Source organism: Anaeromyxobacter sp., assembly GCA_016718565.1.
Lineage (GTDB): Bacteria > Myxococcota > Myxococcia > Myxococcales > Anaeromyxobacteraceae > JADKCZ01.
The window spans coordinates 1,002,023-1,015,979 of sequence record JADKCZ010000001.1 but is presented as its reverse complement, the minus strand read 5'-3'; the positions used below and the strand labels follow the sequence as shown (position 1 = coordinate 1,015,979).

The window sequence follows — 13,957 nt, the reverse complement described above, 5'->3', positions numbered from 1 at the left end:
TGGCGCCGAGGCTCCTGCGGTGTCGGTCGGGGCCGTCACCAGGCCTCGTCAGGAGGCGTCGCCGGCAGGTCCCTGGCCGCCGCCCTCGCCACCCTGGCCACCGCGCTCTCCACCCTGGTTGCCGCGCTCGCCACCCTGGCCACCGCGCTCGCCGCCCTGGTTGCCACGCTCGCCGCCCTGGCCGCCGCGCTCGCCGCCCTGGTTGCCGCGCTCGCCGCCCTGGCCACCGCGCTCGCCGCCCTGGTTGCCACGCTCGCCACCCTGGCCACCGCGCTCGCCGCCCTGGTTGCCACGCTCACCACCCTGGCCACCGCGCCCGCCGCCCTGATTGCCACCCTGGCCGCCGCGCCCGCCGCCGCCGCCGCCGCCACCGCCACCGCCACCGCCACCGCCACCACCACCACCGCCGCCGCCGCCGCCGCGCCCGCGGTTGCGCCCGCGGTCGCGATCGCGCCCGCCGCGCTCGCGCTCACCGCGGTCCCGCTCCGGCCGGTCGCCGCTGCGCTCCGGCGGGGGCGTGGCGCCGCCCGGCCCCGACTCCTCCAGCCGCTGGTGGCGGCCGTAGATGTCGAACTGCTCCTGGTGGTAGTTGCCCTGCGACTTCACCTGGATGGTCTTGTTGAAGCGGTCCATCAGGTAGCGCAGCTCGTCGCGCTCGGCGCCCTGCAGGATGCGCCCCACCTCGGTGTGGCAGTTCACCACCAGCACCGGCTCGGGGAAGTGCGGCGCCTCGCGCCGGATCTCCCGGAAGACCTCGTAGGCGATGGTGATCTTCGACTTCACGTGCCCCTTGCCGTCGCAGTAGCTGCAGGGCTCGTTCATCATCCGGGTGGTCGACTCGCGCACGCGCTTGCGGGTCATCTCCACCAGGCCCAGCTCGGAGATCTTGAGGACGTTGGTCTTGGCCTTGTCGCGCCCCAGCGCCTCCTGCAAGGCCTTGAAGACCTTGTCCCGGTTCTGCGCCTTGTCCATGTCGATGAAGTCGATGATGATGATGCCGCCGATGTTGCGGAGCCGGAGCTGGTAGACGATCTCCTTGGCCGCCTCGGTGTTGATCTTGGTGATGGTCTCCTCGAGGCTCTTCTTGCCGACGTAGCGCCCCGAGTTGACGTCCACCGCGGTGAGCGCCTCGGCCTGGTCGATGATGATGTAGCCGCCGCTCTTGAGCCAGACCTTGCGCCCGGCGGCCCGCTTCAGCTCCTGCTCGATGCCGAAGGCGTCGAGGATGGGCTCCTCGCCGGCGTACAGCTCGATGGACTTCTCCAGGTGCGGCGCCTGCTCGCGCACGAAGCGCAGGATGCGCTCGTACTCGTCGCGGTCGTCGATCACCATCTTGCCGACCTCGGACGTGAAGAGGTCGCGGGTGGCGCGCAGGATCAGGTCGAGGTCGCCGTGCAGCAGCGCCGGCGCGCCCACCTTGTCCTTCATGCGGATGATCTCGTTCCACACCTGGATGAGGAAGCGGATGTCCGCCTCGAGCTTCTCGGCGTCCACGCCCTCGGCCACGGTGCGGACGATGAAGCCGGTCCCGTCCGGGCGCATGCGGTCCACGATCTCGCGCAGGCGGCGGCGCTCGCCGTCCTTCTCGATGCGCCGCGAGATGCCGATGTGGTCCACCGTCGGCATGAAGACCAGGTGGCGGCCGGGCAGGGAGATGTGGCTGGTGATGCGGGCGCCCTTGGTCCCGATGGGATCCTTGGCCACCTGCACGATCACCTCCTGCCCCTCCTTGAGCAGGTCCTGGATGTTCTTCGGCTCGCGGGCCTTCTTGTCGTCGCGGTGGCCGTTGCGGCCGCCGCGCTCGGGGCGATCGCCGCGCTCGCGCTCGCCCTTGTCGCCGCGCTCGCGCTCACCCTTGTCGCCGCGCTCCCGCTCGCCCTTGTCGCCGCGCTCGCGGTCGCCCTTGTCGCGGCGCTCGTCGCGGCCGCCGCGGCGGCCCCGCTCGCGCTCGCCCTTGGCCTCGCGGGCCGCCTCGCGCGACGGCGCGGCGATGGCGCCGGCGGACGGGGCGGCCTCGCCGGCCTCGGCCGCGGGGGCGCCCTCCGGGGGCGAGGCGTGCTCGGCGCCTGCGCCGGCCTCGCCGAGGTCCTGCGGCCCGGCCTCGCCGGTGCTGGCCGGCAGCGCCAGCGGCTCGGGCAGGGCGGCCAGCAGCGGGATGGGGGTGGGGGCCTCGAGGAGCAGCGGCTGGCGCGGCGGCGCGACCTCGTCGGCCGGCGGGGCCTGGCGGGGCGGCAGCGGCGGCGGCAGCTCCAGGGCAGGGGCCGCCTCCACCGGCGCGGCGGGCGCCTCGGGCTCCGCCGGAGGGGCGGCGACCTCGGCGGGCGCGGCCTCGACCGGGGCGGCGCTGGTCGCCACCGGGACGTCCATGGGCCCGGCCGGCGTGACCTCGGCGCCGGTGAGCGCCTCCGTCGGCGAGCCGTCGCCGGCGGCGGCAGGCTCGGGCACTGCGGCGGACTCGCCGGGCGTGCCGTCCTGCGGCTCCGCGACGGCGCCGGCCTCGGTGGGCGGCGCGTCGGCCAGGGCCTGCACGCGGGCCTCCTGCTCGGCGGCCTCCTCCTCGCTCGGCACCTCGGTGATGCCGGTGGCGTGCTCGCCCTCGGTGAGCTCGAACTCCTCCGAGAAGTCCGGGTCGCCGGTGACGTCGCCCACGTAGAGGAAGGCGGCCTTCTCCAGGCCGATGTCCACGAAGGCGGCCTGCATGCCCGGGAGGACCCGGACCACGCGCCCCTTGTAGATGTTCCCGACGATCCCCTTCTCGCGCTTTCGCTCGAGGTAGTACTCGTGGATCGTCCCGTTCTCGACCAGCGCGACGCGCGTCTCCGCGCCCGCGGCGTTGATCACCAGGATGTTCTTGTCGGCCATGGCAGGTCCCTCTCCACCCGGGCCCGAGGCGCAGGGGGAGCGAGGCCGGCCGGCTCGGCCAACCGCGATCGAGCGAGGCCCGGAGGTTCCGGGCTCCGCCAATCGTCTTCGGAGCGTGTGCTCACGAGGTCGCTACCCTTCGCGCCGGGCGGCCGCGCGGCTCGCGGCCATGCTTCCCGGGGCATCGATTCGTTGGACTTCAAGCGTCGAGGTAGCGAGGCGCGCGCGGCTGGCCCTGTGGCCCATCCCGCTCGGTCCTCGCCAGGCTCACGCCCTCCTTCAGAAGCTTCACTCCCGCGGGAGGCTCCCCATCTGCACCGAACACCGCCGCCAGCACCTCGGCTGGCCGCGCGCTGCCGGCTGGGTCCACCCTCAAGCTGAACGCGACCCGGCACGGTCCTTCGACGCCCATGTGGGTCACTATGTCCTTGAGATCTATCTCTCTTTGCTTGCGTCCCGCAATCTTCTGGTGACGCTTCCGGTCCTTGTTCTTGGGCGCCTGGGTCCGCTGGACCACCGAGCGCTCGCTGGCCAGGAAGGCCTCCACCGCCTCGCCGAGCCGGCCGTCCCCCCATGGAACCGTAGGGAAAACGGCGACATAGTGCATGGCACGCAGTGTCTCGCCGATCGACTTGGCCCCCGGAGGGAGGAGCTCGGCCGACTCCAGGGTCAGCCCATCCGGGAGCTGCGGCGCCAGCCTGGCGGCCACGTCCCCGGCGTCGGCCTCGCCCACCAGCTCCACGTCCAGCAGCTCGCAGCGGCTCTCGATGCCCACCGACAGGGCCGGGCCGAAGGAGACCTTGGGCTTCGGGTGGTAGCCCTGGCTGAAGGCCATGGGCAGGCGCGCCCGGCGGAACGCCCTGAGGAGCGCGTGCATGGTCTCGAGGTGCGAGAGGGCCACCAGCCGCCCCGACTTCGAGTAGCGCAGCCGCACGTGGCTGCGCAGCGGCGAGGGCTCCGGGCGCGGCGGCGGCGCCGGGGCCCGCGCGTAGTCCTCCGGGAGGTGCACCCGGTTCTTCACCACCTCGTGGTCGCAGGCGCCGCAGTTGGTGCAGGGGGCCAGCACGCAGTCCGGCACCTCGGCCAGGTTGCGCGCCGCCAGCAGCTGCTTCTGCAGGTAGGCCTTGGTGACGCCGCAGTCGATGCGGTCCCAGGGCAGCACCTCGTCGAGGCGGCGGCGGCGGTGGGCGAAGAAGTCCAGCCCGACGCCGTGGATCCGCTGGCACTCCTCGAAGGCGGCCGTCCAGCGCCCCTCGTCGAACCACTCGGTCCAGCCGTCGAGCCGCTGCCCGGCCCGGTAGGCGTGCAGCACCGCGGTGCCGACCCGCCGGTCGCCCAGCGCCAGGGCCCCCTCGATGGAGGACGGCCGCGGGTCGTGCGGCTTGAACTGGATGGCCCCGTGCCGGCCGCCCAGCGCGGCGGTGATGAGCGCCTGGCGCCGCCGCGTCTCCTCGGGGCCGATCATGGGCTCCCACTGGAAGGGCGTGAACGGCTTGGGCACGAAGGTGGAGGCGCCCAGGTGGATGGCCACCGAGCCCTGGCCCTTGGGCAGGGCGCGGCGCCCCGCCGAGAGGCACCGCTGCGCCAGGGTGGCGATGGCCACCACGTCCTCGTCGCGCTCCTCCGGCAGGCCGATCATGAAGTACAGCTTGAGCGTCGACCAGCCGTTCTTGAAGATCGACCCCACCGCGGCCAGCAGGTCCTCCTCGCGGTTGCCCTTGTTGATGACGGCGCGCATCCGCTCGGTGGCGGCCTCGGGGGCCAGGGTGAAGCCGGTCTTGCGCACCCGGCCGATCTTCTCGGCCAGGCCATCGCTCATGGTCTCGGTGCGCAGCGAGGGCAGCGACATGGCGATCTTCTCGCCCTCGTAGCGGCCGATGAAGTCGTCGAGCAGCGGGTCGAGGCAGGCGTAGTCGCCCGAGGAGAGCGACAGCAGCCCCACCTCCTCGTAGCCGGAGGCGGTCAGCCCGGTCTCGGCCAGCGCCAGCACCTGGGCCGGGCTGCGCTGGCGGGTCGGGCGCGTGATCATGCCCACCTGGCAGAAGCGGCAGCCGCGGGTGCAGCCGCGCTGCAGCTCGATGGGCAGCCGGTCGTGCACGGTGGCCATGAAGGGCACCAGCGGGCGCGTGTAGGCCGAGGTCGAGAGGGTGTCGAGGTCGGGCATGACCCGCCGCTCCACCTTCTCGTAGCCGGGCAGCAGGGCGTCGATGGCCGCCAGGGTGCCCGAGGCCGGGTCGTAGCGCGGGGCGAAGAAGGCCGGCACGTAGACGCCCGGGAGGCGCGCCAGCCGCTCCAGCACCTGGGCGCGCGTGGCCCCGCCGCGCCGGAAGCCGGAGGCGGCCACCAGCTCGGCCAGCTCCACCGCCACCTCCTCGCCCTCCCCCACCACGAAGCAGTCGAAGAAGTCGGCCACCGGCTCGGGGTTGTAGGCGCACGGGCCGCCGCCCACCACGATGGGGTCCTCATCGGTCCGCTCGGCGGCCAGCAGCGGGATGCCCGAGAGGTCGAGCAGCGCCAGCACGCTGGTGTAGCAGAGCTCGAACTGCAGGGTGATGCCGAGCAGGTCGAAGTCGCGCACGCCGGCGCGCGACTCCAGCGTGAAGAGCGGCAGCCCGCGCTGGCGCAGCATGGCCTCGAGATCCGGCCAGGGCAGGAAGACCCGCTCGCAGGCCAGCCCGGGCTGGTCGTTGAGCAGGTGATAGAGCAGGCGGAAGCCGAGGTTGGACATGCCGACCTCGTAGGTGTCCGGGAAGGCCAGGGCGAAGCGCACCCGCGCCTGCGCCAGGTCCTTCTTCACCGCGCCGAACTCGCAGCCGACGTAGCGGGTCGGCTTCTCGGCGTGGAGGATGAGGTCGTCGAGCGTGACGGGGAGCGGCGCGAGGCGCCTGCTGAGGTCGGTCATGGTTCGCCGGGTGGCGGAGTCGAACCGCCGGGTACCCGCCGCTGGAGGAGGCCGGGCAGGTACGTCGCGCCCGGCGGAGGGCCGGGTGCGTACCACGCCGCGGATCGGCGGGGCAAATGAGGGCCGGGTGGGATCCGTGGCCGTGGCCGTGGCCGGGATCGGGATCGCGGTCGCGGTCGCGGTCGCGGTCGCGGTCGGGGTCGGGGTCGAGTTGGTCTGCTCACCCTCTCCCCCACCCAGTGGGGGAGAGGGCCGGGGTGAGGGGGCCGCCCGGGGTCGGGGTCGGGGTCGGGGTCGGGGCCGGGGTCGGGGTCCGGGCCGGTGCTCCGGGCCGGGACCCCGCCGACCGCCACGCGGACCACCAGACCGCCGGTCGGCCGCGGCGGCGCGCCGACTCCGGGCGGATCACCCACGATCTCGGCGCCGCGCCGCCGCGGCGGGCGCGGCACGGCGGTCGCAATCAGCCCAGCTTCAGCACGGCGCCAGCGCCGCTCCAGCACAGCACCCGCTCCCGCTCCACCCGCCGCCACAGGGGCCCTCATGTCCATCCGCTCGGTCTCCACCGCCGCCGCCTCCAGCCTCGACCTCCGCCTCGACCCGCCCCTCTCGCCACCGCCCCGCCCCCCGCGGCCGGCCAGCGGCGGCCGGCTCGGCGCGGCCGCCCTGGCGCCGCTCCAGGTGGTGCGCCCGCGCCCGGCGCCGGATCCGCTCTCCCTGGCCGGGCTGCCCGCCTGCGTCGAGGACGTGGGCGCGGCCGCCCTCCGGCCGACCGACGGCCCGGCGGATCCGCTCCAGCTCACCTCCCTCCGGACCCGCCTGCAGCGCGCCGCGGCGGAGCTGCCGCCGGCCTACCGGCGCGCCGTGGCCCAGCCGCTCCTCGCGGCGCTCGAGCAGCTCGGCCCGAAGGGCTTCGCCAGGCTGCTGGCGGAGGACCCGGACCGCGAGGGCGGCGCCCGCCTGCTGCTCGACCTGGCGCAGGCGGTGCTGCAGCGGGGCGAGGGGTACCAGCCGCGCGCCACCGCCGCCTTCCAGGAGGTGGTGGCCGACCTCTACGACGGCTTCCTCTCGGCCGAGGACCGGCGCGGCGTGAAGCCCCCGGACCACGGCGTGCTCCCCCCGCTGGTCCGCTGGGGCGAGGCGGGCTCCGGCCCGTACACCTGGCCGGCCACGGCCACCGCCTCCTTCGGCGCCACCGCGGCCGTGGTGAGCCTGCCCGCCGCCAACGCCTCGGCCGGCCTGCTGGCCTGGGCGGCGCTGGCCCACGAGACCGCCGGGCACGACCTCCTGGCGGCCGACGACGGCCTGGCGGACGAGCTGGCCCGCGCGGTCCGCACGGAGACGCGCGCCGCCGGGCTGCCGCCGGTGCTGGGCGACTACTGGGCGGAGCGGATCGAGGAGACCGCCTCCGACGTGCTCGGGGTCCTCAACATGGGGCCGGCCTCGGCGGTGGGGCTCATCGGCTACTTCCGGGGGCTGCACGCCGCCTGGTCCGGCGGGCCGGCGCTGCGGAGCGACGGCCAGGCCGAGGACCCGCACCCGGCCGACCTGGCGCGCGCCTACCTGGCGGCGGAGACGGTGCGGCTGCTCTCCTTCGAGGGGGCGGAGCGATGGGCCGACCGGCTGGTGGCGGAGGCGGACCGGGACCTCGGCGGCGTCCTCCACCTCGGCGAGGTGGCGGTGACCGGAGGCGTCGCCCGGGCCTCGGCCGCGGTGGTGGCCAGGGCCATCGTGCGGACCCGGCTGGGCGCGCTGGAGGGGCGCGCCCTCGGGCAGATCCAGGACTGGCGGGACCGGGACGAGCGGGTGGTGGCGGAGCTGCGGCGGGAGCTGGGGCGCGCCGGCGTCAGCCCAGGTGCAGGTGCCGGCCAGGACGGCCAGGGAGCGGGGGGCGATCGGGGCGGCGGGGCAGGTGCGGGCGAGGCCGCGGGCGCGGGGCGGTACCTCACGGGGGCCTACGCCGCCCACGTGGTGGCGGCGGGGGTCTACGAGGCGGTGAGCGGCGGCGCGCGGCCCGCCGCGGTGACCGGCCGGATGATCGAGCTCCTGGCCGAGATGCACGCCAGGAACCCGGCCTGGGCGCAGGCGGGAGTCCTGGCCCCGCCGATGGTCCGTGACGGTCGGTGACGGTCGGTGACGGTCCTGCACCCACCGTCCATTGCAGCCGGTGGCGCGGAGCCGCTAGCGTGGCAGGCGAGACCCCCCTCTGGGCGGAGCCCACCGTGCCCCTCAGGCCGCGCACCCTCGGCGTCGCGCTGATCCTCCTCGTGGCAGGCTTCGCCGCCGGCTACCTGGCCGGACGGTCGTACGGCGCCGCGGCGCCGGGCCAGGGCGCCCTGGTGGAGCGCCGGGAGGGCGGGTTCCGCTTCGTCAACCCGCTGCTCGAGTGCGACCTGGCCGACGACCTCCTGCGGAACCGCGAGCTGATCCCGTTCAAGGAGCAGCTGGCCGACCACCTGGCGGCGCGCCTGGCCGGGTCGCCGGACAGCGCCGTGAGCGTCTACTTCCGCGAGCTCAACGACGGCATCTGGTTCGGCCTGGGCGACACCGACCGGTTCGCCCCCGCCAGCCTGCGCAAGCTGCCGATGCTGATCGCCGTGCTCAAGGCCGCCGAGCAGCCGGGCGGGGGGGCGCTGCTCGACCGCCAGGTCCCCTTCGAGCTGGCGCGCGACTACAACCTCGACCAGAACGTCCGGCCGTCCCAGGCCATGGTGCCCGGCCGGCGCTACGCCGTGCGGGAGCTCCTCGAGCGGATGATCATCCTCTCGGACAACAACGCCTTCACGCTGCTGGGCCGGGTCGTCGATCCGGCCGAGCTGGACCGCGTCTACGCGCTCCTCAGGATGCAGCGGCCCGGGGCCGCCGGCGACGACGGCTTCCTCTCGGTCCAGACCTACGCCTCCTTCTTCCGCATCCTCTACAACGCCACCTACCTCGGGAAGGGAGCCTCGGACTGGGCGCTGTCGCTGCTGGCGCGCTCGGAGTTCCGGGCCGGCCTGGTGGCCGGCGTCCCGCCGGAGGTGGCGGTGGCGCACAAGTTCGGCGAGAAGTCCGACCAGGCGACCGGCCGCGTGCAGCTGCACGACTGCGGCATCGTCTACTTCCCGAACAACCCCTACCTGCTCTGCATCATGTCGCGCGGGCCCGACTTCCAGGCGCTCGACGAGGTCATCGTGGAGGTGTCGCGCCTGGTCTACCAGGAGGTGGCCCGGCAGGGCCCCCGCCCCGCCTCGCCCTGAGGGCGGCGCGGGCGAGCTCCAGGCGCCGGGCTATCGCCGCACCTCGAAGGGGCCGAGGCCGCCCTGGGCCTCGGCCCAGGCCACCTCGACGCCGGCCACGACGGCCGCCGGCGGGCCGCGCCGGCAGGCCTCGAGGAGCGCCTCGAGCGGGGCCCGCGCCCCCTCGGCCACCACCTCGACGCGCCCGTCGGGCAGGTTGCGCACCCAGCCGCTCAGCCGCAGCCGGGCCGCCGCCTCGGCGGTGGCCCACCGGTAGGAGACCCCCTGGACGCGGCCGGAGACGACGAGGTGCAGGCGGGCGCTCGGCACGCGGGCTCACTCCTCCAGCAGCTTCAGGAACCCCGCCTCGTCCACCACCCGCACCCCGAGCTCGACGGCCTTCTTGAGCTTGGAGCCGGCCTCCTCGCCGGCCACCACCAGGTCGGTCTTGCGGGAGACGCTCCCCGAGACCTTCCCGCCGCGCCGCTCGATGGCCGCCTTGGCGTCGTCGCGGCTCAGCCCGGCCAGGCCCCCGGTCAGCACCACGGTCTTGCCGGCGAACGGCCCCCCCGCGGCCACCTCCTCCCGGGCCGGGGACACCCCCGCCGCCAGCAGCCGCCGGACCACCTCGCGGTTGCGCGGCTCGGCGGTCCAGGCGCGCACCTGCCGCGCCACCTCCGGCCCCACGTCGCGCACCGCGGTGAGCGCCGCCTCGTCGGCGTCGAGCACCGCCTCCACCGTGCCGAAGGCCCGGGCCAGCTGCGCCGCGGTGGCGTCGCCCACCTGCGGGATGCCCAGGCCGAAGAGGAGGCGGCGCAGCGTGGTGCCGCGGGAGCGGGCCAGCGCCTCGACCATGTTCTGGGCGGCCTTCTCGGGCGGCGGGGCCGGCCTCTTCACCGGTCCGGCCCCCCCGGGCGGCGCCTCACCGGCGCCCTCGGCCGGCCCGGCCGCCGCCTTGCGGGCCCGGGCGAAGAGCTGCTGCCAGTCCTCGAAGCGCACCTCGTAGAGGTCCGCGAAGTCCTTCACCAGCCCGCGCGCCACCAGCGCGGCGCACAGCTTGTCACCCAGGCCGTCGACGTCCATGGCCCGCCGCTGGGCGAAGTGGGTGAGCCGCCCGACCAGCTGGGCCGGGCAGGCCGCGCCGGTGCAGCGCCAGGCCTTCTCGCCCTCCTCCCGCACCACCCGGGCGCCGCACTCCGGGCAGGCCTCGGGGAAGGCGAAGGCGCGCTCCTGGCCGGTGCGCCGCTCCGGCAGCGGCTTGACCACCTCCGGGATGACCTCGCCGGCCCGCCGGATCAGCACCCAGTCGCCCACCCGGATGTCCTTGCGGCGCAGCTCGTCCTCGTTGTGCAGCGTGGCCCGCGAGACCACCGCCCCGCCCAGCGTCACCGGCGCCACCTCGGCCACCGGGGTGAGCACGCCGGTGCGCCCCACCGAGGCGAAGATGCGCGTCACCTGGGTGGCCTCCTCCTGCGGCGGGTACTTGAAGGCCACCGCCCAGCGCGGCGCCTTGGAGGCGGCGCCGAGGCGGGCGCGCAGGTCGAGGTCGTCGACCTTCACCACGATGCCGTCGGTGTCGTAGGGCAGCTCGAAGCGGCGGGCCGCCATGCGGTCGCGGTAGGCCTTCACCTCGGCGAGGCCGCGGCAGCGGGCGTTCTCGGCGTTGACCTCGAAGCCGAGCGCGGCCAGGCCCGCCAGCTTCTCCCAGTGGGTGGCCCAGGGCTGCGGCCCCGGCACCAGCGCCTCGTAGGCGATGAAGGAGAGCGGCCGGGTGGCGGTGACCGTCCAGTCGAGCTGGCGCAGGGAGCCGGCGGCGGCGTTGCGCGGGTTGGCGAAGGGCTCCTCCCCGGCCGCCAGCAGGCGGCGGTTCATGGCCTCGAAGTGGGCCTTCTGCAGCAGCACCTCGCCGCGCACCTCCAGCCGCGGCGGGGCGCCGGCTGCGCTGGCAGCGCCGTCGCCACGGGCGCCGGCTGGCAGCTCGGCCAGCACGCCGCGGTTCGCCCCCAGCCCGCCGATGGTGCGCAGGTTGGGCGTGACGTCCTCGCCGGTGACGCCGTCGCCGCGGGTGGCGCCGTGGTGGAGCAGCCCCCGCTCGTAGACCAGCTCCACCGCCAGCCCGTCCAGCTTGGGCTCGACCACGTAGGCCACCGGGTCCTCGGCCGGCGTGCCGAGCAGCTTGTGGATGCGGGCGTCGAACTCGTCCAGCTCCTCGTCGCTCACCACGTTGCCCAGGGACAGCATGGGCTCGCGGTGCAGCACCTTCTCGAACCGCTCCGAGGGTGTCCCGCCCACCCGCTGGGTGGGCGAGTCGGGGGTGCGCAGCGCCGGGTGGGCCTCCTCCAGCGCCGCCAGCTCCCGCATCAGCCGGTCGTACTCGGCGTCGGCCAGGACCGGGCGGTCGAGGACGTAGTAGGCGTGATCGGCGGCGCGCAGCCGCTCGCGCAGGTGGCTGGCGCGGCGGGCCGCCTCGGCGGTCGGCATGGGGCGAGAGGATGGCGCGGCGCCGGGCGGGGCGCAACCGCGGCGGGGCGGTCCCCGCTCAGAAGCTGATGAAGTCCTCCTGGCCGGGCACCGGGAACTCCAGGACCAGCTGGTACAGGCCGTTGAGCCGCTCGAAGTCCGTCTGCTTGATGCTGAGGGTGGCGTCGCCGTCCAGGTCGCCCCAGGCCAGGATGCTCAGGGTGGGCGGGTTGACGCTGTCGTCGGCCACGAACCGGTAGGAGTAGTAGGTGGCCCCCTCGATCTCCTCGGTGGAGCGGAAGATGTCGTCCCAGCCCACCGCCCGCCAGTTGGGCATGCGCTTGACCTGCGCCACCGGCAGCGCCGGCTGCCAGTCGCCGACCAGCTGGACCCCGCCGTTGATCTGCCCCTTCTGCACGTAGGTGTCGGCCACCGCCTTCTTGATGCGCAGCATCACCTCGTGCCGCTCGGCCGCCTTGGCCCGGTACAGCAGGCGGGTGAACTCCGGCATGGCCACCGACGCCAGGACCCCGATGATGGTCACCACCACCATGAGCTCGATGAGCGTGAAGCCGCGTGCGCTGCGCCTGGCTGCGTGGAGCCTGTTCATGGGGTACGCCCTCCTCCGACCGGCGGAGACGGTGGCGGGGCGGGCGTGATGACCAGCATCCCGCCGCCGAGCTCCGTCACCTGGTTGCCCAGCAGCTGCTGCTGGGCCTTGAACTTGTCGATCTGCAGCCGCTCCGGCGTGCCCCGCAGCGGCACCAGCGTCTTTGGGGCCCCGGGCTTGCCGGGCAGGAGCAGCATCCCCTCGGGCGCGCCCGGCATGGCCGGCATGGCGGCGATGGCCCGCTCCTTCTGCAGGTAGCGCCAGCCGTGCAGGCCCGCGGCCGCCACCAGCACCACCACGAAGATCACCCAGACCGTGCGGCTGCGCCGGGTCTCGGCCTCGCTCACCTCGTCGGCGCCGGCCTGCACGCTGAGGACGCGCGAGGCGGCCGCGGCGCGGGAGGCGTGCGGCCTGGCGGCCACGGCCGGGACGCCGCCCTCCACCAGGCGGTGCACCGCCTCGGAGAAGTCCACCGCCTCGCGCACCAGCGCGTTGCGCACCGCCTCCAGGGCGGGCTGGTGCTCGGGCGGCGCGCCGGCCGCCAGCGGGTTCACCAGGGCCAGCACCCCGTCGAGCTCGGCCAGCAGCGCCTGCACGGCCACCTCGTCCACCCGCGACGGCGTGGTGGGCATCGCGGCCAGGGCCGCCGCCACCCGCAGGCGGAGCACGGCCGCCCGGTACACGGGCGTGGCGTCGAAGGGGAGCGCGGCGCCGCTCACCGCCTGGCGCTCCAGCTCCGACATGCCGGCCACGGCGTGCCGGGTCACCGCCGCCAGCGGCGCGTCGGGCCGCAGCTTCCCCCGCACGTAGAGCACCAGCGCCGACTCTGCCTCCTCCTCGGTGGGGGTGGAGGCAGGCCACTCGACGGCGTGGGGCGCGGCCGACGCGGGAGGCGGCACGTACACGGTGGCCACGGCGGGCGGGCCGTAGGTCGCGGGCGCGGCCTGGCCGGCCGCGGGCTCGACGGACCCGAGGCCGTCGAAGAGGTCGGTGCCGGCGTCGTCGACGGCCGGCGCGGCGAGGGGCGCCGGCCCGGCCAGGTGAGCGGCCGGCGCGGCGGCGGCCGGGACCCCTGTGGGCGGCGTGAGGGCCGGCGGGCGGGCCAGCGGCGGCGCGGCGGGGATCCCGGCGGGCGGCGTGGTGGCGGGCGGGCGGGCCAGGGTCGGTGGCCGGGCCTGCCCCGGCGTCCCGCCGGCCGGCGTGGTGGCCGGAGGGCGGGGGGGCGGCTGCGGCGGGTGGGCGGCCGCGGCGGGCGAGGCCTGAGCGGCGGGCAGTGGCGCCGGTGGCTCCGCCGGCGCGGGGGCCACCGCCAGCGCCCGGTCCACCGCAGCCAGCACCGCCGCCGCGTGCCCGTCCCAGGGCACCGCGTCCACGCCGAGCGGCCCGAGCGCCAGCGCCGCGGCCTCCAGGCCGCGCGGCAGGGCCGCCACGATCCGCAGCCCGGGCGCCTGGGCCCGCAGCTGCGCCAGCACCGGCTGCCAGGCCTCGCCGTACTCCACCAGGAGGAGGCCGGTCGACGCGCCGCACAGCGCCAGGGCCTGCTGCGGCTCGGGGGCGATGCGCGGACGGGTGCCGGCGCGCTCGGTCACGGGCGCGAAGAGCGCCAGCGCGAAGGCCTTCGAGCCGGCCACGACGACGTCGGTGGAGTTGGCCATCCTGGGTGCGCCCTCCCTTGTGAGCGCACGGGTCGATGTTACCCCGTTTGACGTGATTGCCGTCCACCCCGCCTGCCCCCTGATCGCGCGACGGCCACCCACGGTGTAGGCGCGCCGCCGCACAGGTGGGCCCCACGTTGACAGGCTCTCGGCTCCCGCCGTAGCCTCGATCCCCTCTCCGCGGTACTCCCCGCACCGCCTCCCCGCCACGAGCCAGCGCCCGCGCCCAGCGCGCGGCCGGCCGCCCGCCCCG

Annotated in this window: 7 protein-coding genes and 1 pseudogene; 2 read left to right on the top strand and 6 right to left on the bottom strand. The window is 75.7% G+C overall.

What is annotated here, in order from left to right; genetic code table 11:
- Positions 1 to 48: 48 nt before the first annotated feature.
- Both IPO09_04335 and IPO09_04330 read right to left on the bottom strand, forming a co-directional pair.
- Positions 49 to 2,862, bottom strand: coding sequence for an Rne/Rng family ribonuclease (locus IPO09_04335; GenBank protein MBK9516579.1), 2,814 nt, complete (start codon positions 2,860 to 2,862; stop codon positions 49 to 51).
- A 199-nt stretch (positions 2,863 to 3,061) separates the two neighbouring features.
- Positions 3,062 to 5,764, bottom strand: coding sequence for a TIGR03960 family B12-binding radical SAM protein (locus tag IPO09_04330; protein MBK9516578.1), 2,703 nt, complete (start codon positions 5,762 to 5,764; stop codon positions 3,062 to 3,064).
- Positions 5,765 to 6,391: 627 nt separating this feature from the next.
- Between IPO09_04330 and IPO09_04325 the strand changes: the two are divergent.
- Positions 6,392 to 7,888 (top strand): annotated as a pseudogene (locus IPO09_04325) (hypothetical protein).
- Positions 7,889 to 7,983: 95 nt separating this feature from the next.
- Entirely contained in the window at positions 7,984 to 9,000 is a 1,017-nt protein-coding gene (locus IPO09_04320) for a serine hydrolase (protein ID MBK9516577.1), read from the top strand.
- A 30-nt stretch (positions 9,001 to 9,030) separates the two neighbouring features.
- On the opposite strand, the gene IPO09_04315 is transcribed toward IPO09_04320, so the two are convergent.
- The 4 genes from IPO09_04315 to IPO09_04300 are packed head-to-tail and all read right to left on the bottom strand — an operon-like array spanning position 9,031 to position 13,704.
- Positions 9,031 to 9,309, bottom strand: a complete 279-nt coding sequence (locus tag IPO09_04315) for an acylphosphatase (GenBank protein ID MBK9516576.1) — start codon at positions 9,307 to 9,309, stop codon at positions 9,031 to 9,033.
- Positions 9,310 to 9,315: 6 nt separating this feature from the next.
- Complete coding sequence (gene ligA / locus IPO09_04310) at positions 9,316 to 11,460, bottom strand: NAD-dependent DNA ligase LigA (protein MBK9516575.1); 2,145 nt, start codon at positions 11,458 to 11,460, stop codon at positions 9,316 to 9,318.
- A 58-nt stretch (positions 11,461 to 11,518) separates the two neighbouring features.
- Complete coding sequence (locus tag IPO09_04305) at positions 11,519 to 12,049, bottom strand: prepilin-type N-terminal cleavage/methylation domain-containing protein (GenBank protein MBK9516574.1); 531 nt, start codon at positions 12,047 to 12,049, stop codon at positions 11,519 to 11,521.
- Positions 12,046 to 13,704 carry a hypothetical protein gene (locus IPO09_04300; protein MBK9516573.1) on the bottom strand — a complete coding sequence of 553 codons (1,659 nt, stop codon included), beginning with the start codon at positions 13,702 to 13,704 and terminating at the stop codon, positions 12,046 to 12,048. The genes IPO09_04305 and IPO09_04300 overlap by 4 nt, the downstream gene beginning before the upstream one ends.
- Positions 13,705 to 13,957 lie beyond the last annotated feature (253 nt).

Bases quoted from the DNA above. Each gene is read 5' to 3' on its own strand.
- IPO09_04335 (MBK9516579.1), bottom strand. From the start codon at position 2,862: ATGGCCGACAAGAACATCCTGGTGATCAACGCCGCGGGCGCGGAGACG.
- IPO09_04330 (MBK9516578.1), bottom strand. From the start codon at position 5,764: ATGACCGACCTCAGCAGGCGCCTCGCGCCGCTCCCCGTCACGCTCGAC.
- ligA (MBK9516575.1), bottom strand. From the start codon at position 11,460: ATGCCGACCGCCGAGGCGGCCCGCCGCGCCAGCCACCTGCGCGAGCGG.
- IPO09_04305 (MBK9516574.1), bottom strand. From the start codon at position 12,049: ATGAACAGGCTCCACGCAGCCAGGCGCAGCGCACGCGGCTTCACGCTC.
- IPO09_04300 (MBK9516573.1), bottom strand. From the start codon at position 13,704: ATGGCCAACTCCACCGACGTCGTCGTGGCCGGCTCGAAGGCCTTCGCG.